Genomic DNA, 20,145 nt, shown 5'->3' with positions numbered 1-20,145 from the left:
GCGCAGCGGGCCCTGGCCCCAGGCGGGCCTCCGCTGCCCGCGGTGCCCGTCTGATTCCGGAGGGGAAGCGGCTGCGGGCCCGCCCCGAGTCCATCTGTTCCATCACACCAAGCGCCGCCGGAGTATCCGGCGCGCTTCTCGGAAGGCCCCGGGAGGATCCCGGGGCTTTTTGCGTCCCATCACCATCCTGCCGCATTTACTTTGACGTAACATCCGTCATACGTTGAATTTTAGTATCAAGGGAGCCGTCATGGCCCGCACAGACGAACTGCTGAATCTGACCGACATCGCGAAACTTGCCGGCGTGAACCGCACGACCGCTCAGAACTGGCACAAAGGCAAGGGCAAAGGCAAGAGCCCCAAGGACGGTGGAGCAGAGGAAGCACTGCCGCCGCTGCCGTCGGTCGCCAAGGCCATGAAGGTCGAAACACCGGAGGCTGACGACAAAACCCCGCGATACCCGCGGAGCGTGGTCGTCGCCCTGCTGAAGGCCGTGGGCTACATGGACGAAGACGGGAACCCCGTCGAGGAGATCCAGAAGAAGGGCCCCGGAAGATGGTCTCCCGTCAAGCCGACGGTCGACCCGAACCGGGCTGAACAACCCGACCCCGACTCCGGCCGGAAGCCCTTCAGCGTCAGCCCCGGAACAGGCGGGCGGTACCGCTACTACGTGCCCCACGCCTGGTCGATCGCCGGCTTCGGCAGCGAAGTCAGCTTCACCTCCTCCCGCAGCTACGGCCGCGCACCCGAACAGGATGGAACGGACGAGCTCGGACGGCCCTTCTGGTGGCTGGAAACCCTGGAGAAGTGGAAGGAGGACGCCCCCGAAAGGCAGGCCCGGCGGTACGCCGGCCGCAGGCCGGACGGGTACACCGCCGAGGGCGAGCCCTTCCGGCTCCTGCCCGGGGACAACTACTACGCCCGCAAGGCGGCCGAGTCTCAGGGGCGAGACCTCCCGTAGCTGACGGGAACCGTCTCCCACCTGCAATTCTCTGATGTACCTGTGGTATTATTATAGACGTCAGAAGGGGTTGGTTCCGGCCTCGCGGAGGGCGCTTCGGCGCCCTCCGCGAGAGTCACCGGACCTCCGCCCTGTATCCACCGAGGTGTTCCCGGAGGAAGCTTGACGGACACCATGGCGCATCCACAGGAAGGCGCGAGCCTCGCTTCGCGCTCGCGTCACCCGGAATTCTCTTTCACCCGCGCGGTCAAGACACGGTCCCCGGGCCGGATCGTTCTCCTGGGGCCCAGTGGTTCGGGAAAGACGTACACCGCCCTGGAAATGGCCACCGGGCTCGGCCCGTCCACTGCCGTCATCGAATCGGTTCACGGCCACGCCTCCCAGTACGCCGGCCGGTTCGACTTCCACACCTGCCCCCCGCTCACCTACTGCTCACCGGAGACCCTGGTCGCCGCACTGGCCGAATGCGCGGCCCAGGAGTACGCAACCGTCGTCGTCGACACCTACACGCTGTTCTGGTCGGGTCACGGCGGCATCCTCGAACAGGTCGGGGACGCGTCCAAGCGCGGCTCCGGCGGCGCCAAGTCCGGCTGGGACGAGGTCCGGCCGCGTGAACGCCGCATGTGGGACGCCTTGTTCGCCTACCCGGGGCACGTCATCGCGACGCTGCGCACCAAGACGGACTACCACCTGGAAGCCGACGAGCAGGGCCGTCACGCGATGCGCCGTTTCGGCGGCCGCCCCGAACACCGCGACGGCGCCGAATACGAGTTCAACTTCGTCGGCGCCATGGACTCCGACAACACGCTCGTGGTCGTCAAGGCGCTCTCCCCCGAGCTGTCGGGAACCGTCGTGCCCCGGCCCGGGCCTGAGTTCACAGCCCGGGTCCGGACCTGGCTGGAGGACGGCGAGCCCGCCACCCCGCCGGAGCCGGTCGCGGAGCTGGTCGCCCAGGCCCGCCGCCACGAAACGACGTACGCCGAACTCATCCAGCTGCGGAACACGGTACGGCGACGCTGTCTCGAAGACGTCCTGATGACCGACGACGACGCCGAGAGCCTCATCCGCCTGGACGACTACATCATCCGGCGCGGCAGGGCCCTGAAGACAACGGCCCGACAGGACACTCACACCGTCTGAGCTCCGCCCGGCGGGCCGCCGCAACGGCCCGCCGGGGCAGGGCACCGGCCCGTAACCCGCGGGCACCCGCCCCCACCGTTCAGCAGAGGACCCGTGCGACCATCCGGGCCAGGCCGCGTACCACCGCAGCCACGACTCGCGGAGCACCATGAACGACACCCCTGCGCCCCACGCGCGACCCGCCCCTTCGCTTTCCTGGCGGCCCTCTCCGCTCGCCCCCTGACCGTCCTCGCCGGCCACCACCTGTCGGACACCGACGTGCACGACGAACTCACCTGGTCGCTGCGGAAGCTCGCATTCCCCTGGCCCGCCGGACTGTGCAACACCTCCGCCGGACCTCTCACCGATGACCAGGCCGAGGGCTCCGCACTGTGCGACGGGTGCGACACCGCTTCGGCTCCTACGGGGACTACGACACCGAATCCTCCCTCTCACGGCAGCACTTCATCGAGGCCGGCAGCTCCCTCCGGCCCGGCGAGGCCCTCACCAGCGACCGACCCCCGACACACCCTTGAAGATGTCTTTCACTTTATTCACACCCCCTTTTGGGGTACAATAATTGATGGATGGGGTGGTGCAGCCACCCCTCGCCCCTACCCGGGAGGTCACTGATCCCCGAACTCAAGGAACACTTCGCCCGCACCGGCACCGGCCTGCCCGACGCCGTGACCTTCAGCCTCAGCTTCGAGGAGAGCTGGCGCAGCGACGATGCCACGCTCCACTACGGCGGCCGCGCCCAGACTCACGACTTCGACGACGGGGTGGACACGGGCCTCACCGGGCTCGGCCGGGCCTCCGAGCGTGGCAAGCACCCGCGGGTCGCGCTGGACTCCGGAGTGTGATGACCGTGCCCACCTTCCTCGCCCCCGACCCGGACGCCCCCGTACCCAACCTCCGCCAGCGCGCCTGGCTGCTCGCGGCCCTGCGCGCTGCGGACGGTCTGCTCCCGCCTGGAGTGCCCACCCGTTCGCTGAACGTCCTGCGCCAGCGGGGGTGGTTCACGACCGCGCCGGCCGCCGACGACGGTCCTCTGCTCATCCGCTACCGCATCACACCCAAGGGCCGGTACGCGCTGCTCAGCCCCGCCAAGGCCACCGCACTCCTCAGCGTGCTCACATCCACCGAACCCGGCCGGATCGACACCATGGTCCAGGACCGGATCCTCGCCTCACTGCTCCGTGAGGGACTGGCCGTCCAGCTCACCCGGCACGGCGAGCGGACCGGGAACCGTGAGCTGCACCCGCACATCACCAACCTCGGCCGCCGCCTGGTGGGCCTGCCCGAGGCCGACGACACACCGGCCAGCGACCATCTGATCGCCGCGCTCGCCTCATACGGGCTGAGCGCCGGAGTCGAGACCGATTCGCTGGACAACACCTACGTCGTCTACCGGTGCCGGGGCGTGGAGGCGCAGTTCTTCCGCGAGGTCTGGAACCCGGACGGCTACACCTACAGCGCCCGGCATCCGTCCTGGATGCACAGCAAGCCCTGGACCGCCCGGCTCATCCACAGCGGCGTCGTCGTCGAGAGGCGCCCTCCCGGCGGCCTCGACGTCTTGCAGGCGAGCGCCCGCCTGGCGCTCTCCCTCGTCACCTGGCTCGCCGACCGCAACGACTGCGCCTTCACCGCCTGACGCCGAACACCTCCCTTCCCGCCTCAAGGACCTGCTGTCATGGACCTCCCGGCCCGTCTGGGCCTTCTCGAGCTCATCCGGCTCTCGGCCAGCGCAGAGAGCAACTGCCGCCGGCTCCGCCTCGCCCTGCGGGCCGCTCCCAGCTCCCGCGTCGAGGAAGCGGTGCGCGAACTCGCCCGCGCCGAAGCCGAGTACACCTCCCGGGCCGCACAGGTCACCCCGGCCACGGTCCGGTGGCGTCGCGCCTTCACGGCAACCGAGCGGGCCGACACCACCCTCGGCACCGCACTCGCCCGAACCCGGCAACTGGCCGGTTCCGGACAGCCACGTACCAAGGGTGCCCGGCGGGCCGCCGAGACCGCGCTGCTGGCCGAACTGTCCGCCATGCCCAAGACGCTGATCCGGGCCGCTCACGCCCTTCTGGTGCAGAGCAGCGGCGGCAAGGACTCGATCGTGACCGTGGACCGTGTGGTGCGGTGGGCAGATTCCGTCGGCTGTCTCGACAAGGTCGTCGTGGTCCACGCCGACATCGGCCAGGACGCGGAATGGCCGGGAGTGCTCGACCTCGCCCGGCAGCAGGCGGAGCGGTACGGTGTGCGCTTCATCGTGGTCAAGGCACCCGTTGGGTTCCTCGGCATGGTCGAGAAGCGGGGCCTGTGGCCCGACGCCCAGAACCGGTTGTGCACCTCCACCCTCAAGCGGGACGAAGCCGCCAAGGTCTTCACCCAGATCGTCGACGAACTCGGCCTCGACGAACAGGCGCTGCTCGTCAACTGCCTGGGCATCCGGGCCTCTGAATCGTTTTCGCGTCGCCAGAAGCACGAACTCGCCATCGACCACCGCGCCAGCAGCAGCCGCCGCCTCGTACTGACGTGGCATCCGGTGTTCCATCTCTCCGAAACCGCAATCTGGAAGGAGATCGCGGACAACGCGCTCGACTACCACCCGGTGTACGACACCCTCATTCCCCGCCTGAGCTGCATCTTCTGCATCCTGGCGTCCTTCGACGTGTTGGTGAGGGCCGTCCGGCTGTGCTGGGTCCTCGGGCTCCCGACCCCCAAGACGTACGTCGACCTGGAGGGGCGGATCGGGCACCGGTTCAAGAATCAGTTCAGCCTCGCCCAGGTCGTCGAGGAAGCCGCCCGGCTGGAGGCAGCCGAAGGGCCCATCACCTGGCGCCGGGGCGACGCGATCCGCCACCACCTCGGCGACGACGCGGCGACCGACTACCTCCGCCGACTGGCCCTGGCCGCCTGACGCCCGCCCGAAAGAAGCGCCGCCCCAACATGCTCATTCCGGCTCCCCAGCCAACCCCGCCCCTCGCCCCGGTCACGTGGGCGAGTGCCCCCGCAGGCGCCCACCGGACACCACCCGGTGCCCCGACCCCGGTGACGCTCCTCCCCTGCCACCGGCGCACCCACCGCCAGACGCCCACCGGTTCGCCGCCTACCCAGCAGCGGATAGTCCACCGCCCAACCGCCCGCCTCGCCTCACGAAAGGCTCTTCCCTCTTGACCCTCGCGCCTTCGCCCACAGCTCTGCTCCCACTCGCCGGAATGAGCGACTTAGACCCCGAACTCTCCGGGCTCCTGGACCCGGCGCAGGGATCCGACTCCCGCTGGCCGGTGGTCCTCTCCTCCGGCAGCATCACCAGCACCATTGATCTCGAACACGACGACGCGAGCGGCCTGCTGCCCGACCCGGTTGCCGTCGACCGGCCGTTCAACGGCGAGGGCCTCACCAGCGACGTCACCTCGTGAGCAGCCGTCCCGTGCCCGGCAGGCGCAGCCACAGGACCACGACCATCGTCTGGGAAACCGCGTACCTGCGGGTGCGCGTGCACGACGGCGTGCTGCGGTGGTTCCTGCGCGACGTCGCCCGCGCCCTGGCCTTCCGCCCGCCGCTCGCTTCGTCTGCCGTTCCCCGGGTCCTGGTGACCACGGACGAGCTGTGGTCGGTGATGACGTCCGCCCGGTTTCGCCCGCCCACCGCCTTCACCGCCTGGGCCACCGACCTGGCAGACCGGCTGCCGCGCAACACCGCCGGGCACCAGAGCTGAGCCCGCTTCCCCAGTTCCCCCTTCCCCGATCCCCTTCGAGGAGTCATGCCCGACAATCCCGCCGTCTGCGCCGACTGCTCTGTACGCCCCGGCAGTTACCACCGCCCGCGCTGCGACGTCGCGCGCTGCGCGGTAACCGGCCGACAGCTCTCGGACTGCCGTCATCCGGGAACCGCCTGCGGCAACACCGTCTGGACCGGCCAGTGGCCCGGCGACGCCGAGTGCTGGGAGTACGGGTTCCTCATTCTCCCCAGCGACGCCGAGGCAGCAGCCGGCGTCCCGCCCTTCACGGACCTCAACCGGCTCTACGCCGAATGCGACTGGGACTCCGCAGCACAGCGCATGGTGCTTCGCGCCCCGGCAGAAGGGACGGCGCGCCCGTGAGCCAGCCTCCCGTGCCCGTGCGCTGCCGGGAACGTCCCCAGGCCGGCGGCCTCGTGGTCCCGTTCATCTCCTACGAGCACGCGGGGCACGCCGTGTTCGGGGCCATCAACCCCCGGCGCCGGTCGCTGGCGCTGCTGCGGGCGCTGTGCCAGATATGCGGTCAGCAACTCGATGAACGCCTCTGCCTCACCGTTCGGCCCATGGACTTTCAGGCCGGTGCGGCCCCCGAACCCGGTCTCCACCCCGAATGCCTCGCGTACTCCGCACGCGCGTGCCCGATGCTCAGCGGCGCCGTCGCCGAGTACCGCACCACCGCGGCGAGCGTCAACCACCCTGCAGGAAAGCCATGTTCGGATCCAGCCTGCCCCTGCCCGCGGATGCTGCCCGACCCCCACCACGAGATCCGTTCGGGCCGGCCCGCCGACGCGTGGGATTCCTGGATGATCCACAGACGGCACTACCGGGTCAAGCAGAACCCGCAGCAGCCCGGACAGCTCCTCGGCATCGACCTCGACGTCCCCGTCCTGCGTATCCGGCCGCTGCGCCGCAGCCCTCGGCACCACCTCGACGAGGTGCACACCCGGCGGATGCGCGCGCTGGACCTGTGACCACCCTGTCCCCGGTGCCCTCTCCATCGCCTCCTGCCACGGGGCCCGTGGCAGGAGGCGAGCGGTGCCGACGACAATCAGCCAACCGGAACCCCGCTCAGCGCTCCCCCGGATCCGCCCGGTTCGCCCGCGGTCCCACAGAAGCGCACCCCGACCGCGGCCTGCCCGTTCCCGACCGGATCAGCCAAGCACCCGCCCGCCCCGAGCCCAGGAGCCGCCTGTGAGTGACCAGCCCATCGCCCTGACCGTCGTCCGCTACCGGTGTCCTCACCGCCGCCGCACCCGGGCCGGACGGTCCACCACCACCGAGCACGTCACCCACCACTGGAGCAACCCGGCTGCGCAGGGACGGAAGACCTGCGCGTTCCACGGGCCCGCCGGAGCCCCGCGCGTACGCCTGCCCCGAATCCTGCGGGGCCGGTTTCGCCCCGGACGACGAGGCCGCCGATGACCGCTGACAGCTATCTCGTCATCCGCTGCGACGGAACCGACCCGAGCGAGTGCGACAACCGTTGCGGGGCCGAGGGCACATGGCCCATCCGGGTCTGGACCCATGCCGAACTCCGCCGACTCCTGCGTACCGAACGCGGCTGGAGCCGCCGCTACCGGCCCTCCCGTGACCTCTGCCCCGACTGCACTTCCCGGGAACCGTCGGCGGGCGGGTAGAGAGGACCGCCGCTGCCCGGTGCGCCGCGCAGGGCCGGGCGTGTTTCTGGCTCCCGGCCCTGCGGCGCCGTGGTTCAGTCCGCCTTCGGCCGGCGGGAGGACGGTCCGGTCCGCTTGCTGCGGCGTTCCCGTTTCTCGGCGTTGGCCGCCCTCTGCAGCGCCCGGAAGGTGCTGGCGCCCTGCTTCTTCTTCAGATGGGCGATGTTGTTCGCGGGGATGCCCAGGGTTTCGGGCCCGTAGGCTCCTCGCAGGTCGGACGGCGCCTGAGAGGTGTAGCCGGCGTCGGCCAGCGATTCCTCGTCGGGGAAGACGTCTACGTGGTTGTGGCCCGGGGCTATGAGTTCGTCCTGGGTGCCGCCGTAGGAGTAGCGCCAGTGGAAGTTGTCCGGCGGGGCCGGCCGTACGCGCTCTTCGAAGAGCGCGACTTCCTTGGTGTACGAGTAGAAGACCACCTCCGGCGCGCTGCGCATGATACGCATCCACGCGTCCAGGTACTCCACGCTGAAATAGTCGCCACTGTCATGGACACGCACGTGGGCGCGGGAGTCCCGCGGCCGGTAGCGTGCGTGCTGGAGCTCCGCGGACATCTGCTCCTCCCACTTCTCCGGTTCGTCGAGCACGTACTGCAGGTTGCTCTGGTGCAGGCGCAGGACATTGGAGAAGCGGAACGTGCCCGATCGGGCGTAGCAGAGGTCCTTGCAGATGCCGGCCGAGGGGCAGGTGTTGTATGTGCGGCCGTCGGGGAGCCTGCCGGCGAACGCCGGGATTGTCCACTTCCATATCCGCTGGGTGGCGCAGCTTGACCGCATCTCCCGCAGGAGGAATCGGGGGCGCGCCGGTGCGGCGGCGGTGTCGGCCTCCGGTGTCGGCGTGTTGCTCATGGTCGTCCTCACGTCTCGTTTGCTCGTGGGCGAGTTGCTGGTCAGTCCGGATCGTTGGTCACGTCACCCCGTGCGTTTGTCCGGCGGGATGGCGGGGCGGTGTGGAGCCTCCTGCGTTCCACCGGTTGACGCGGTCGGCGCCGGGCGCGCCCGGTGCGCCGGGATGCTCTTCGGCGCGGTCGGGGTCCGGTGTGCCCGGGTCCGGGTGCTGTTCGGCGGGGGCGGGCCTGGGTGCGGGGGCGGGCCAGGGCAGGTTCGTGAACTTCGCGGTCATGGTCGGCTCCAGGTGTCGGGGTGGTGGGTGCTGGGGTTGTTGAGAGTGCGGGCGAGGGGGTGGCACAGGGCCACGGCGAGGGCTGCGCTGAACGCGAGGAGAACGGCGACCAGCGGGCGGCCGCCGGCGTCGAGCGCCAGGGCGATTCCGAGGGGCGGGAGGGAGGCGAGGGCGGTCGCTCCGCTGACGACGGCCTGGTAGCGGCCGGTGGCCGCGGGCGGGGCGGCGGTGGAGATGTAGGCGCCGATGGCGACGCTGTAGCAGATTTCGCCGGGGACCAGGACGACGGCGGCGATCGCGTAGCCCATCGCGGTGTGCTGGAAGGCGGCGATGGTGATGCCGAGGCCGAGGATGGCGGCGCCGGTGGCGAGGACGGGAACGTAGGGGAAGCGGACGGTGTCGCCGCGGCCGATGAGCAGGCGCATCAGGGGCGGGGTGAGGAGAAGGACGGCGACGGTGTTGGCGGCCATCGCCGTGCCGTAGGCCGTGGCGGGGAGGCCGTCGTCCGTCATCAGCAGGGGTATGACGGAGACGAGCCCCCAGGCGCAGATCATTGAGCAGACGGCGACGGCGGTGATCCAGCGCAGGGATGGGTCGCGCAGGACCTGCCGGTAGCTGACCGGCTGGGTGTCGCGGCTGGGCGGTCTGGGGGCGAGGACGCGGCGGGCGACGACCGCGAAGGCCAGGCAGCCCAGGGCGTTGGCGACGAAAAGGATCCGGTAGCCGTGGTGGTGGGCGAAGTAGCCGCCGGCGGCGGCGCAGACGGCGATTCCGACGTTGGCCGCCCAGTACAGCCATGCCTGGGCGCGGGTGCGCCCCGCCTCGGTGGGGATCGTCTCGTTGATGGCGGCCGACACGGCGGGCTGGTGGACTTCCATCGTCAGGCCCAGGCACACGGAGACGGCCAGCAGCGCGGGGAGGGAGGTGACGACGGCGAGGGCCAGGCACGCGAGCGCGGAGAGGGTCATCAGGACGACCAGGGCGGTGCGCTGGCCGAGACGGTCGGTCAGCCAGCCGGCCGACGCCTGGCCCAGGCACCAGCCGATCCCGAACGCCGTGAGTGCAGCGCCGGCCGCGGTGGTGCCGTGCCCCGTCCCGTCGGCGACGTAGTAGCCGAGGAAGTCCCAGCCGAATCCGACGGCCTTCACCATGAGGGAGGCGGCGATCAGAATCCGGACGACGGAGCGTGCCGAGCGCGCGGGTGGAGCGGCGGTGGCGCTGGTGGGTGCGTGGATGGCCATGCGGGTCCCTCTGCAGGCCCGGCCTGCGGTCGTCGTGAACGGGGGCGGACAGCCCGAAGGCGGCCGTACCCGGGGGTGCGGCCGCCTTCGAGTGGTGCTCGTGTGCTCGTGACCCTACGGGCGCACGGAGCGGGGCCGGACGGATCGGGTGCTGTTGCGACGGGGGCGCATGAGCGTCTCCTCTTCAGTTGGGCCGACACCCCGGGTTCGGGGATGAAGTGAACGTAGGACGCATGGCGGGGCCCCGGCGGCCGGGTCGGCGCACCCCGGACATGGTTCGCGCTTCAACCATGTCCGGGGTGCGCCGCTCCCCGCAGCGGGGTCACACCGGCGTGCTGCTGTTCGGCGCGGAGCAGCCGGCCGGCTTCGGCACGCGGGACGCCGAACCGCAGCTCGGCGTGCTCCGCGAAGGCGGTGAGCGCATCCTCGGCCTCGCCAGGGTGGTTCCGGGACAGCCAGCCGAACAGTTCGGCGGTCGCGGCCGACGGAGCGGTGCCGGTCATGAGGCCGGCGAGGGCCGCCTGCGTGAGGACCTCCGCGAGGACAGGGGTGGGCGGAGGGCCGGGCAGCCGGTCCGCAGCCAGGTGGGCGAGGTCGTCGGCGACTTCCTGGACGGCCTCCCGTGTGCGGTGCCGAAGGGCCCAGCGTGCACGCCTCTCGGGGTCCTCCCACAGCCCGGCGAGCAGGACGGGCCGAGGTGGTCGCGGGTTCGCTTGGCGTCCGGCAACAGGAGCGGGCGCCTGCGGCGGGACGGCCAGCGGGCGGCCGCGGGGCGGGAGCGGTGGGAGGCCCAGTTCTCGGCGACGGGCCTGGACCACATGGGCCGGCCGGTGACGATCGCCTGGGGTTCGGGTACCTCGCCCTGCCCGCGGCTGATGTAGGCGCGCAACGCCGAGGGGCTGATGGCGGCGGCCTGGGCGAGGCCGGGGGTGCCGATCAGGCGGTCTCCGGCCAGTTCGGGTGCGGCCACCGTGACCACGCACCGCTCGGACGGCGGGCCCGCTGGGCGGCGGGCCGCCCAGCGGGCCAGGTCGTGAAGCCACTGCGGGCCGTCGCCCGGTGTGCTCGGGCCGGGGAGGTCGGACACCTGGTGCAGGAGACCGCGGTCCGGGTCGGCCCGGGGATCGTCGATCAGGTCCGCTGCGGTGACGGTGGACGCGGCGGGCACGGGCTGCTGCTCGAACGCGTCAGCGGCCTCGTCCCACAGCTGGGCCGGCCGGTACCAGCGAGAGCCGTCCCACCAGTACCCGCCTGCCCGGGCCACCAGGGGCCGGTGCGGGCTCCAGTCCCACGGTCCGGTGCCGTGCGGGCCCGCTTCGTACAGCAGACGGTGCGGCCGAGGTGCGGATGGGTGTGAACGGTCCACACCAGTCCGCGGCAGGCCGGGTCCGGGCTCCGGAGAAGGCGGGGTGTGGGTGAGCCCTGGAGCTCACGGGTGCCGAGGTGGGTGTCGTCGACGAACGGGAGCCCGGGCGCGGGGTGGTCGGTGCTGGCGCCGTTCGCGAGGAGCCGGGGTGAGGTCACGGCGGCTACCTCTCTTTCAGGCGGCTTGGCGGGTGGACGGCTCGCGGTGCGGGCCGGTGGCGCGGCCGGCCGACCGGCGCAGCAGGACGGCGAACTCCTGGGCCCTCAAAGGGTCGTGGAACAGTTGGTCGGGGCCGGTGAGGCTGAGGACGGCGACCAGGTGCTGCGCGCGCAGGACGGGGGTGGCCAGGGTGCAGGTGCCGGGGGTTCGGCGCAGCGCGATCCGGGTGGAGCGGATGGTGTCCTGGATGCCGGGCGGCAGGTGGAGGGAGTGGTCGTCGGCGGTGACGGCGAGTTCGGCGGGCGTGTAGGTGAGGGCTGCGCGTCCGGCGGCGGTGGTCCTGGGGTCAGGGTCCTGCTGCTTGGCGGGGGTGCGGAGTTCGGGGCTGGGGCAGAGCAGGTCGACGAGGGTGAGGTGCAGGCCGGTTCCGGGCCGGTAGTGCGGTTCGTGCCAGGCGACGGCGAGTCCGGTCTCCTCCTGAAGGTGTTCGAGGATGCGGCGGACCGGTCTGTGCGTGGTGGGGCTGGTGCGCGAGGGTGCGAGGGGTTCGGCCGCGGGGGCGAGTCGGTAGGTGCCCCGGCGGATGCCGTGTTCCACCAGGTGCTCCCGGGTGGCGGCCTTGAGGAGCTTGGAGGCGTGTGAGGGTTGCAGCCCGGCGGCGCGGGCGATGTCGGCGAGCTGGTGTTCATCGCGGGGGCCCAGCCGCAGGAGCGCGCGCAGGACGCGGAAGCCGCGGCCCGCGGACTGCGGGTGCCGGCGCGCGCCGTGAACGGCGGTGTGGACCAGCGGGTTCGCGGGCGGGGACCAGGGCGCGGACGAGGAGGGCCTCGGCGGAACGGTGCTGGGCATGTATGGAGCCTCCGGGTCAGGTGCGGCGCGCCGGACGGGTAGGGAGCCGGATGCCGTTGCGCGGCTTCCCGGCCGGCGGGATCAGGGTCGGTATCGCCGGCGGGGCCGGATGACCGGCCCCCCCGCGAGGTCCGGTACTCCGGCCTCGTCGTCTTCGTCGTCGTCCGGCGTGGACGCCGTGCTGTCGTATCGGGGTTCCACGAAGAGGTACTGGGCCCGCCATTCCGGGGGTGGAGACAGGGGCTCGGCCCGGGGGCGGCGCACGGGCCTCTGATTCCTGACGGGCGGAACGTTTCGTTGCTGCACGGCTTCTCCTGGTTACGTCGGATCCGGCAGGACGACGCCTTCGCTGGTGTCGCCGGGCAGCGGCTGGGAGGGGCAGCCAGCCAGGACCCGGGTCATGGCGGCTTTCTCGGGCGGCGTGATCCACAGCCCGTACTTGGCCTTGACCGCGATCTGCCGTGCGACGTAGGCGCAGCGGAAGGATGCGCGGGGCGGCAGCCATGCGGCGGCGTCCGCGTCGGACTTGGCCGCGTTGGTGGGACCGTCGGCGGCCACCAGATTGAGGGGGTCGTTGCTCAGCGCCCGTCGTCCCTCCTGAGTGAGGCGGGCGGCGCCGGTGCGCCAGCCGGCCGCGAGCGCGACGACGTGGTCGATCTGGACCCTCGCGCTCTGCGGTCCGCGGACGAAGGAGATTCGTTTGCCGGTGTAGGGGTCGGCGAGGACACCGGCGGCGATCACGCACCGGGACGTGCCCTTGAGGCGGATACGGTCCAAGTCGCGGTGCAGGATGTCGTTGCGGGTGTCGCAGGCGTTTTTCGACCCGGGAGCGGTCGTGGTGTCCGACCAGGCCGGGCCGAACGCGCCCTCGCGGTCGTATCCGGACATCGCGCCGGGATTCTTGACCGTGAGGCGGTCCAGGGTGTTCTGCGCGGTGGCGGCCGATGCCGGGCCGCCAGCGGCGGATCTCGTGCTGTCGTCGGCGGGAAGCGAGCATCCGGTGAGTGCGGTGGCGAGCACGAGGAGGGTCACGGCCGTGCCGCGGGTGGGGGTGTTCAACTCGGCGGTGCCTCTTCTTGATCGGGCGGGCGTCCGCTGCGGCGCCCGCACGCGGGGGATCACGCGGGGTCCGCGTGCTGCGGCGCGGGCGTGTGCAGGGCATGCGCGAAGGACCGGATCTGTTCGAGCGCGCCTTCGAGACCGCCGGCGGAGCGGTCGAGCAGGGGGCGGATGAGCGGGGAGCCGATCACCACGGCGTCCACGAACGGAGCGACCTGCGAGGCGAGACGGGGTGTGGAGATGCCGACTCCGCCCACGACCGGGAGCGGGGAGCGCGTGCGCAGCTGTGCGGTGAAGGCGCGGAAAGCGCACAGGTCCAGGTCTCCCCGGTAGCCGGTGGGCGCGGAGACGGCCGGGGCGTAGAGCCACCCGGAGGCGGCGGTTGCACGGTCGTCCAGTTGCGTGTCTGTGACGCTGCGGGGGACGAACTGCGGTGTGTGGAGCCCCGCGTGGTGTGCGGCGCTGATCCATTCGGCGGCTTCCGGTAGGGGAAGGTCGGGAATCATCGCTCCGGCGGCTCCGGCCCGGGCGAGGTCCTGGGCGAAGCGGGTGGCGCCGAACTCGCGGACCGGCGCCCAGTAGCTCATCACGATCACGGGGACGCCGGTGCTGGAGGCGGCGAGACGGACGGTGGACAGGACGTGCGCCATCCCCGCGCCCTGGCTGAGAGCGTGTGTGTAGGCCTGGGTGATGTCCGGTCCGTCCAGGGTCGGTGTGGGCGTCGGGACGCCTATCTCGAGGAAGTCGGCTCCGTGGCGGGTGAAGGCGCGCAGGGTCTCTATCCCTGCTGTCCAGTTGGGGAAGCCGGCGGGCAGGAAGGCGCCGAGGGCCGGGCTCCGGCGGTGGGCGAGCAGCGCCGTCAGTTCGGTGGCGGCGGGGGTCAGGGTGGTCATCGCGGAGCGCCTTTCGCGGCGGAGTGGGGGTGGTGGTCGCCCGGCGTAGCTGTGCAAGGGCGAGCAGGGGGAGCAGGATCGGCCCCGGCCGCGTGCAGCGACTGCGGATTCCGGGTCGGGCTGACCACGGGATTCCTTCTTCGTGGTCAGCCCGACCGGGGTCCGCCGGCCGTCACCCGCGAACGGGCGAGCTTCCTCAGCCGCGCCGTCGCTCCTGGGGCGGCAGGAGCGGTTCACCGGCGGATTTCACTCCCGTGTCCCGGCGGCGGGTTGGACAGCACCGACGGGAGCAGGGGGCACGGGAGGTCCCGGGAGGATTCTGCGACCGCGGTGGGGAAGACGGTCTGCCGGTACGGACGCGGCTCCTACACCGTGGGGGATGCGGCGAAGTGGATGGGCGCCTTGTAGTCCTTGCCGTCGCCCGACCAGTCCAGCTGGATGTAGCCGTCGGCGTAGTAGCGGCCCGATCCGGCCTTGTACTTCAGCGTGCCCGTCTTGTAGGCACCGTTGCCCGCGGCGCTGCTGTTCTCGAGCGCGGCTTCGAGTCCGGTGTAGTTGGCGGACTTCACGGCGGGGTCCGGGCCGCTCACGCTCTTCTTCGTGTCGAGGTGGAACCTCGCCTTGTTGAAGGTGAAGTCATTGTTCGTGCCACTCGAATAGGGACCGTCCCAGTAGACCGTGGCCGTGGTGTAGATGTAGCCCCCGGACCTCTTCGAGCACAGCTTGACGTCGAATTCCCAGTTGTCGCTGTCGGGCCCGCTGTACGACGGGTCGTCGTAGGAGCCGCTGCTGCTGGTCTTGCACTTGTAGCTGGCTGCGGAAGCCGTGCCGGCGGTGGCGAGCGTGGTGCCGGCGACAGCGACGGCGAGCAGAGGGATGGTGATGCGCTTGAGCATGGTGGATTCCTCCAGAAGGTGGGTCAGGTCGGCGGGCCGTTCGCGGCCGCCCCGCCAGGAAGGCGGCGGGGCAGTGGGCGGGCGTGCCCGCCGATCGGCGTGTGCAGTGGGGCGCTCTGGCCGGCGAGCTGTGTGGTCTTTCCGCCCGGCCCCGGTTCCTCGGCCGCTGCGCCGGTCCGGCAGGGGCGCAGCGCGCCGCCCACGTGCCTCGTGAGAGGAGAGGGGCTCGGGCGTGGCTCGCGCAGCGGCCGGGAAGAGCCGGCTATCCGGCGAGGTGGAGCCTGATCATGTCCTGGCGGACCCAGCCGGTGGTCCCGGCCTTCAGGCCGCTCTTGGACCGCTTGACGAGTTTGGCCTTGTACCAGGAGCCGCTCTTGCAGTAGAGGGCGAGGCGGTCCGCTTTGTAGAGCAGGCCCTTGCTCGCGTACGAGGTCGAGGGCCCGGTGCGGAAGTTGATGCCGTTCTTGGCTTCGGCGCCCTGGTCGTAGGTGGAGCAGTTGCTGTCGGCCGAGGCGGACGGGGCCAGGACGAGGGCGCCGCCTGTCAGGAGGGAGACGGACAGGGCGACGGCGGCGATGCGTTTGAGTGCGGCCATGGCTTTCGAGGTCCTTTCGGTTCGGGATGGCTGCCCGGTGGCCCGCAGTTGGCGGGCCACCGGGTCGGGCTCGCGTCAGAGCGAGGTGCTCAGGACGGTGTGGTGGTGCGGTCGGCGCGGCGCTTGCCGTAGCCGACGGCGCCCACGGCCGCCAGGCCCGCAGCGAGCAGGCCCCCGGCGGCGAGAGCCACCGTGGTGTTGCCGTCCGCGCCCGTGTGGGCGAGGCGGCCGGCGGGCGTGACGGTGTCGCTGGCGCTGATCTGCTCCGTGACCCCGCCCTTGGGCGACTCGGTGTCCTTGTCGGTGTCGTTCTTGTCCGAGTCGCCACCCGCGCCCCCGGTGCCGTCGGTGCTCGGCGTGGGCTCCGGGGTCGGTTCAGAGCCCGGATCGGTGCCCGGGTCCGTGGGGTCCGGGGGGTCCGTGGGGTCCGGCGGATCGGTCGGGTCCGGGGGATCGGTCGGGTCCGGGGGGTCCGTGGGGTCCGGGGGATCGGTCGGGTCCGGCGGGTCCGTGGGGTCCGGCGGATCGGTCGGGTCCGGCGGGTCCGTGGGGTCCGGCGGGTCCGTGGGGTCCGGCGGATCCGTCGGGTCCGGCGGATCCGTCGGGTCCGGCGGGTCCGTGGGGTCCGGCGGATCCGTCGGGTCCGTTCCCGGTTCGGTCGGGTCCGTGGTCGGCGGGACGGCGGGATCGGTGCCCGGATCCGCGGGCGGGTCCGGAGACGGTGTCACTTCCTCCGGGGCCCCGTCCTGGGCGGGAGGTGCCGTCTCGTCGGCCGCCGAGGCGGACACCGTGGGCGCCGGTGCGCCGGTCACGGCGAGCGCGGCCGGGGCGGCCAGCGCTCCCGAGGCGGCGACGAGCGCGGCAGTCGCCACGATGCGGCGCAGCCGGCGCGGTCGGGTCTGACGCATGAGTTGAGAGCCTCCACTGATTCACGGCAGGCTCGACCGTCGGGCGCACGCTGCGCCGAGGCGAAGTACCTGCTGGTGAACCGATCCTGGATCTGCTGGCCTGTGGACAGAGATCCGGAATTCGCGGGCCTCGCGGGATACGCAGGACGGCAGCTGTGGACAGAGGCGGCACCTCGCACTGACTGTGCGGAAGCTAAGTCCGCCGGCCGGTCACGCCGGCCGGACGCCCCGAGTTCGAGGACTGGGGATTGCCAGAGCTCGTATGCCCGGCCCGGGACGGGCGTGCGCCGAGGCGACCGCCGGGCGTTCGCGCGCCGGAGGGCTCTCGCCCTGTCGTAACGATGCTGCCGGCGGGTCAACCGCCGCGAAGCCGGCCCTGCACAGCGCCTTGGACCGGCGCCCGCTCGCTCCCGCATCGCGTTGCTCGCCCGGGGACGCAAAACGGCCCGGCGCACACACGGGGGATGTGCGCCGGGCTCCGGATTCACGCTAGCGCGAGGGAAGTCCGTACGGGGGCAGAATGCCGTCGTGATGCGGTCGGTGTGAGGTGGTGTCATCGAGACCAGAGCAGGAGGCAGCTGAAAGCGGCGCTCAGTTCGGCGCGGGCATCACTCTGGAAGCACTGAACGTTACGGCGCTCTCTGGCATCCGAGCGTCAACACGCCGACCACCTGGCCACGCTGATCCCCGCAGCGCTCGCGGCAGGCAGCGTGACCGGCGGGCTGCTCTTCGGCCGCCGCACCTGGCCGAGGTCACCCTCGCGCCACCTGCTGCTCATCGGCGCCGGCTTGTTCCCCGGCTCGCTCCCGATGCTCGCCGACCCCTCCGCGGCCCTTGCGGTCACGGCCGCGGTGCTGACCGGACTGTTCCTCGCACCGCTCCTGGTCACCGGCTTCCACGCACTCGACGCTCTCGTCCCGTCGCACGCACTCGCCAAGGTCGGCCTGGCTGGTCGCCTCTCTGGGCCTGGGCCAAGCCGCCGGAACCGCGCTCGCAGGGCTTGCCCCGGCGGTCGCGACGCCTACGGCTGTGGTGGGAACGGTGGCAGCATCGCCAGCGGGCCATTGCGACGGGGAGATGGCCGATGACCGCGCCCACCAGGAGCCGGGTGACGCAGGGGGTGGCCAGAACGTCGCGGTAGCGGGGTGCCGTACGGACGGCGGGTCTTCGGGGGCGGTGCCACAGAGCGTGACTGGTGGGCATGGCGGGTCCTTGGTCGTACTCCGGGGGGCGGGTGCGCGCGGTGGTCCCGGGAATGTGGGAGGAGGGGCCGCCCGCCGGGGCGGGCGGCCCCTGGGCCGGCGTGTGACGAGGACTCGTAGTCGGCACCGCGTCAGCGCGCTGACCAGCACATGTGCCAGATAGGCGTCCTGGGAATGGCGCCGAGTTCAGAGAGATAGTTGGCACTTACGTACAGGTAGGGTTCGCGCGCGTGAGCCCGTCGAGCCGCTGACCAGCAGACTTACGAGCCCGAGGCTCGCCGGTGCCAACTACCCCTCTTTTGTGCCAACTACGAATCCTCGTCACACGGCGGCGGCTATCCGGCCCTGGGGAAGTGCGGCGGGGTCCAGCCGATGTAGCGCGCACGCCATTTCGTCTCGAACGCCTCGGCGTCGACGATGTCGATGTAGCCCGGTCTGGTGATGTCGTTGCTCGCGACCTTGCCGTCGCCGAGGTAGACGGCGATGTGGCCGGCCCGGCTGCCGGTGTCCCAGTACATCAGCGCGCCCGCGGGCGGATTGCGGTCGCGGTCGTGGCGCATCGACTTCGGTACGACGGTGTAGTGGTCGATGGCGTAGTTCACGCCGCTGAAGTTCCAGCCGTAGACGATCGCGGTGAAGGCGAGGCACCTGCGATACCAGTCGGCGGAGGATCCGGGGCCGGAGTTCTTCCTGGCCCAGGCGATGGCGTCCTCGACCGAGCGGGGGTTGTTGAGCTTCCAGGTCTGCTTGCCGTCGGTGAACTTTCCGCCAGCGCTGCCGCCCGCGCTGCCTCCGGTGCCGGGCTGGGTCACGCCGCAGTCGGTGTTGTCGCTGGTGACCGGCGTGCTGGTGTCGCTTCCGGCGGGCGTGGTGGAGCCACCGCGCTCAAGGTTGATGCCGGCGTCCTTGGCGAGCTTGCGCATCGTGGTCTCATGGCCGGAGTACAGGGTGGGGTGGGCCGACTTCTGCACCTTCTGGGCGGCTTGGCCGAGCGGCATTTTGTCCCAGCCCTTGATGTCGGTCAGGCCCTGGTTGGTGCCGCGGCCGAGGTAGAAGGACTCGGCGGCGAAGCTGACGGTCATGATCTGCGCTTTGGTTCCCCAGCCCATGGAGGGCCGTTGCTGGAACAGGCCCACGCTGTCGAGGTGACCGCGGTTGAGGTTCTGCAGGGTGCTCTCCTGCATCGCGGTCATCAGCGCGATGAGGGTGGCCCGGCCGGGCAGTTTCACCTTCTGCGCGGCCTTGTCGATCTGCTGGGCGTACGTGAGCTGCTTCTCGCGCAGGGTGCCGGTGGCCGGGGTTCCGGAGGCGTCGGGGGCCGCGTTCCCCGTGCCCGGGCCCGTGTCCTCGCAGCCGGACGCCTCTGCCCGGCCGGCGGGGAAGAACAGGCCCAGCAGGAGCAGGCCGACCAGGAAGACGCACAGCGCGATCGCTCCGATCTTGAGCTGGGCCCCCTTCTTGACGACCCCGGCGGCCTTCACCGCGCCCCGCATGACGTCGCGTTGGTCCACGGCTACTCCTCCAGTCCGAGGACGCGGGTGACCATCCAGCGGGAGGCGGCGTCGGCGCGCGCGACTTCGACGGTCAGGTGACGGGTGTAGCGGTGGGGGTCGGTGCCCTTGACGTCGAGGGTGACGTCGGCCCGCAGGTACACGCGGAGGGTGGTGTCAGGTGCGGGACGGTCCTTCGCGCTGGGCTGGCCGATCTCGACTCTGGTGGGCGTGGCTTCGGTGGCCTGCTTGGCCACCAGTTGGTTGAAGTCGAGGTCGTCGTGTGTGGTCAGGTTCTCCACCAGCGCGTCGGAGGCGTACGGCGCGGCCCGCTCGACAGCCGCTTTGTGGCTGCCGTCCTGGACGGGGCGGCGGCCGGTGTAGGCGGTGACGAACGCACGGCTGACGGTCTGCGGGTCATCCGCCACGGCGGGGGCGCTCACCTCGGGGGCCGGGGAGGTGCCGCCGGGGCTCTGCGGCGCCTGCATGGACGGGGTCGTCGGGGCCTTCGGGGCCGCGCGGGCGTCATCACGGCCGTCGCCGGGCAGCAGCCAGGCGGCTGCGGCGACGGCTGCGGCGACCAAGAGCGCGATGACCGGGATGATGACCGGGGTGGGGGTGTTGCGGCGTTCGGTGCGGATCCACTCGGTGCGCGCCTCCCGGCGGGCCGAGCGCCAACGACGTTTCGCCCTCCGCCGCTTGCGGCCGCGCAGTTCGTCTATCTCGGGCGGGAGTTCTTCCTCCCGCAGCAGGGCCCGCCACTCGGCGGCGCTCTGGGGGGCGGGGCCCCGGCGGGGGCGGGCTGCGGGGTCGTTGTCGTGGGTGCGGGAGTCGTTCTCGTCGGTCACAGGGGCTCCGTGCGGGCGTGGCGGGCAGCCCCGG

General features: G+C 71.6%; 22 protein-coding genes. 10 read left to right on the top strand and 12 right to left on the bottom strand.

Going from position 1 to position 20,145, the window contains the following annotated elements:
• Window positions 1–250: 250 nt before the first annotated feature.
• The 10 genes from AAFN69_RS23440 (at window position 251) to AAFN69_RS23395 (ending at window position 7,450) form a co-directional block, all read left to right on the top strand.
• Window positions 251–961, top strand: coding sequence for a hypothetical protein (locus tag AAFN69_RS23440; RefSeq protein WP_347730663.1), 711 nt, complete (start codon window positions 251–253; stop codon window positions 959–961).
• A gap of 174 nt (window positions 962–1,135) precedes the next feature.
• A complete protein-coding gene (locus AAFN69_RS23435) occupies window positions 1,136–2,101 on the top strand; it encodes an AAA family ATPase (protein WP_347730662.1) in 966 nt (321 codons plus the stop codon).
• 566 nt (window positions 2,102–2,667) lie between these two features.
• Complete coding sequence (locus AAFN69_RS23430) at window positions 2,668–2,943, top strand: hypothetical protein (protein ID WP_347730661.1); 276 nt, start codon at window positions 2,668–2,670, stop codon at window positions 2,941–2,943.
• A complete protein-coding gene (locus AAFN69_RS23425; protein ID WP_347730660.1) occupies window positions 2,943–3,734 on the top strand; it encodes a hypothetical protein in 792 nt (263 codons plus the stop codon). The genes AAFN69_RS23430 and AAFN69_RS23425 overlap by 1 nt, the downstream gene beginning before the upstream one ends.
• A 39-nt stretch (window positions 3,735–3,773) precedes the next feature.
• Window positions 3,774–4,991, top strand: a complete 1,218-nt coding sequence (locus AAFN69_RS23420; protein WP_347730659.1) for a phosphoadenosine phosphosulfate reductase family protein — start codon at window positions 3,774–3,776, stop codon at window positions 4,989–4,991.
• 298 nt (window positions 4,992–5,289) lie between these two features.
• Complete coding sequence (locus tag AAFN69_RS23415; protein ID WP_347730658.1) at window positions 5,290–5,493, top strand: hypothetical protein; 204 nt, start codon at window positions 5,290–5,292, stop codon at window positions 5,491–5,493.
• Complete coding sequence (locus tag AAFN69_RS23410) at window positions 5,490–5,792, top strand: hypothetical protein (RefSeq protein WP_347730657.1); 303 nt, start codon at window positions 5,490–5,492, stop codon at window positions 5,790–5,792. Before AAFN69_RS23415 ends, AAFN69_RS23410 begins: the two co-directional genes overlap by 4 nt.
• A gap of 45 nt (window positions 5,793–5,837) precedes the next feature.
• Window positions 5,838–6,176 carry a hypothetical protein gene (locus AAFN69_RS23405; protein WP_347730656.1) on the top strand — a complete coding sequence of 113 codons (339 nt, stop codon included), beginning with the start codon at window positions 5,838–5,840 and terminating at the stop codon, window positions 6,174–6,176.
• A complete protein-coding gene (locus AAFN69_RS23400; RefSeq protein ID WP_347730655.1) occupies window positions 6,173–6,784 on the top strand; it encodes a cell envelope biogenesis protein OmpA in 612 nt (203 codons plus the stop codon). The genes AAFN69_RS23405 and AAFN69_RS23400 overlap by 4 nt, the downstream gene beginning before the upstream one ends.
• A 447-nt stretch (window positions 6,785–7,231) precedes the next feature.
• Window positions 7,232–7,450, top strand: coding sequence for a hypothetical protein (locus tag AAFN69_RS23395; RefSeq protein ID WP_347730654.1), 219 nt, complete (start codon window positions 7,232–7,234; stop codon window positions 7,448–7,450).
• A gap of 74 nt (window positions 7,451–7,524) precedes the next feature.
• Here AAFN69_RS23395 and AAFN69_RS23390 read toward each other — a convergent pair whose 3' ends face one another.
• The 12 genes from AAFN69_RS23390 to AAFN69_RS23335 form a co-directional block, all read right to left on the bottom strand.
• Window positions 7,525–8,331 carry a hypothetical protein gene (locus AAFN69_RS23390; RefSeq protein ID WP_347730653.1) on the bottom strand — a complete coding sequence of 269 codons (807 nt, stop codon included), beginning with the start codon at window positions 8,329–8,331 and terminating at the stop codon, window positions 7,525–7,527.
• Between the two features lie 270 nt (window positions 8,332–8,601).
• Window positions 8,602–9,846 (bottom strand): MFS transporter, encoded by a 1,245-nt coding sequence (locus AAFN69_RS23385; RefSeq protein ID WP_347730652.1) that lies wholly within the window; start codon window positions 9,844–9,846, stop codon window positions 8,602–8,604.
• Between the two features lie 284 nt (window positions 9,847–10,130).
• Window positions 10,131–10,349: a hypothetical protein gene (locus tag AAFN69_RS23380; RefSeq protein WP_347730651.1), complete on the bottom strand. Its 219-nt coding sequence runs from the start codon at window positions 10,347–10,349 to the stop codon at window positions 10,131–10,133.
• Window positions 10,346–11,110, bottom strand: a complete 765-nt coding sequence (locus tag AAFN69_RS23375; protein ID WP_347730650.1) for a hypothetical protein — start codon at window positions 11,108–11,110, stop codon at window positions 10,346–10,348. The genes AAFN69_RS23380 and AAFN69_RS23375 overlap by 4 nt, the downstream gene beginning before the upstream one ends.
• Before the next feature lie 276 nt (window positions 11,111–11,386).
• Window positions 11,387–12,220 carry a helix-turn-helix domain-containing protein gene (locus AAFN69_RS23370; protein ID WP_347730649.1) on the bottom strand — a complete coding sequence of 278 codons (834 nt, stop codon included), beginning with the start codon at window positions 12,218–12,220 and terminating at the stop codon, window positions 11,387–11,389.
• 318 nt (window positions 12,221–12,538) lie between these two features.
• Complete coding sequence (locus tag AAFN69_RS23365) at window positions 12,539–13,279, bottom strand: HNH endonuclease family protein (RefSeq protein WP_347730648.1); 741 nt, start codon at window positions 13,277–13,279, stop codon at window positions 12,539–12,541.
• A 59-nt stretch (window positions 13,280–13,338) separates the two neighbouring features.
• Window positions 13,339–14,172, bottom strand: a complete 834-nt coding sequence (gene trpA, locus AAFN69_RS23360; protein WP_347730647.1) for a tryptophan synthase subunit alpha — start codon at window positions 14,170–14,172, stop codon at window positions 13,339–13,341.
• Window positions 14,173–14,537: 365 nt separating this feature from the next.
• Window positions 14,538–15,068: a hypothetical protein gene (locus AAFN69_RS23355; RefSeq protein WP_347730646.1), complete on the bottom strand. Its 531-nt coding sequence runs from the start codon at window positions 15,066–15,068 to the stop codon at window positions 14,538–14,540.
• A gap of 262 nt (window positions 15,069–15,330) precedes the next feature.
• Window positions 15,331–15,663: an SH3 domain-containing protein gene (locus AAFN69_RS23350; protein ID WP_347730645.1), complete on the bottom strand. Its 333-nt coding sequence runs from the start codon at window positions 15,661–15,663 to the stop codon at window positions 15,331–15,333.
• 89 nt (window positions 15,664–15,752) lie between these two features.
• The gene (locus tag AAFN69_RS23345; RefSeq protein WP_347730644.1) at window positions 15,753–16,571 is read right to left on the bottom strand and encodes a hypothetical protein; all 819 of its coding nucleotides are present in this window, start codon (window positions 16,569–16,571) and stop codon (window positions 15,753–15,755) included.
• Between the two features lie 1,537 nt (window positions 16,572–18,108).
• A complete protein-coding gene (locus tag AAFN69_RS23340) occupies window positions 18,109–19,284 on the bottom strand; it encodes a peptidase M23 (protein WP_347730643.1) in 1,176 nt (391 codons plus the stop codon).
• Window positions 19,285–19,286: 2 nt separating this feature from the next.
• Window positions 19,287–20,111 carry a hypothetical protein gene (locus tag AAFN69_RS23335; RefSeq protein WP_347730642.1) on the bottom strand — a complete coding sequence of 275 codons (825 nt, stop codon included), beginning with the start codon at window positions 20,109–20,111 and terminating at the stop codon, window positions 19,287–19,289.
• Window positions 20,112–20,145: the final 34 nt, after the last annotated feature.

Source organism: Streptomyces sp. CAU 1734 (assembly GCF_039888735.1).
Taxonomy (GTDB): Bacteria; Actinomycetota; Actinomycetes; order Streptomycetales; family Streptomycetaceae; genus Streptomyces.
Note: the sequence above shows the minus strand (reverse complement) of the source record. Positions and strands in the feature narration are given on the sequence as shown.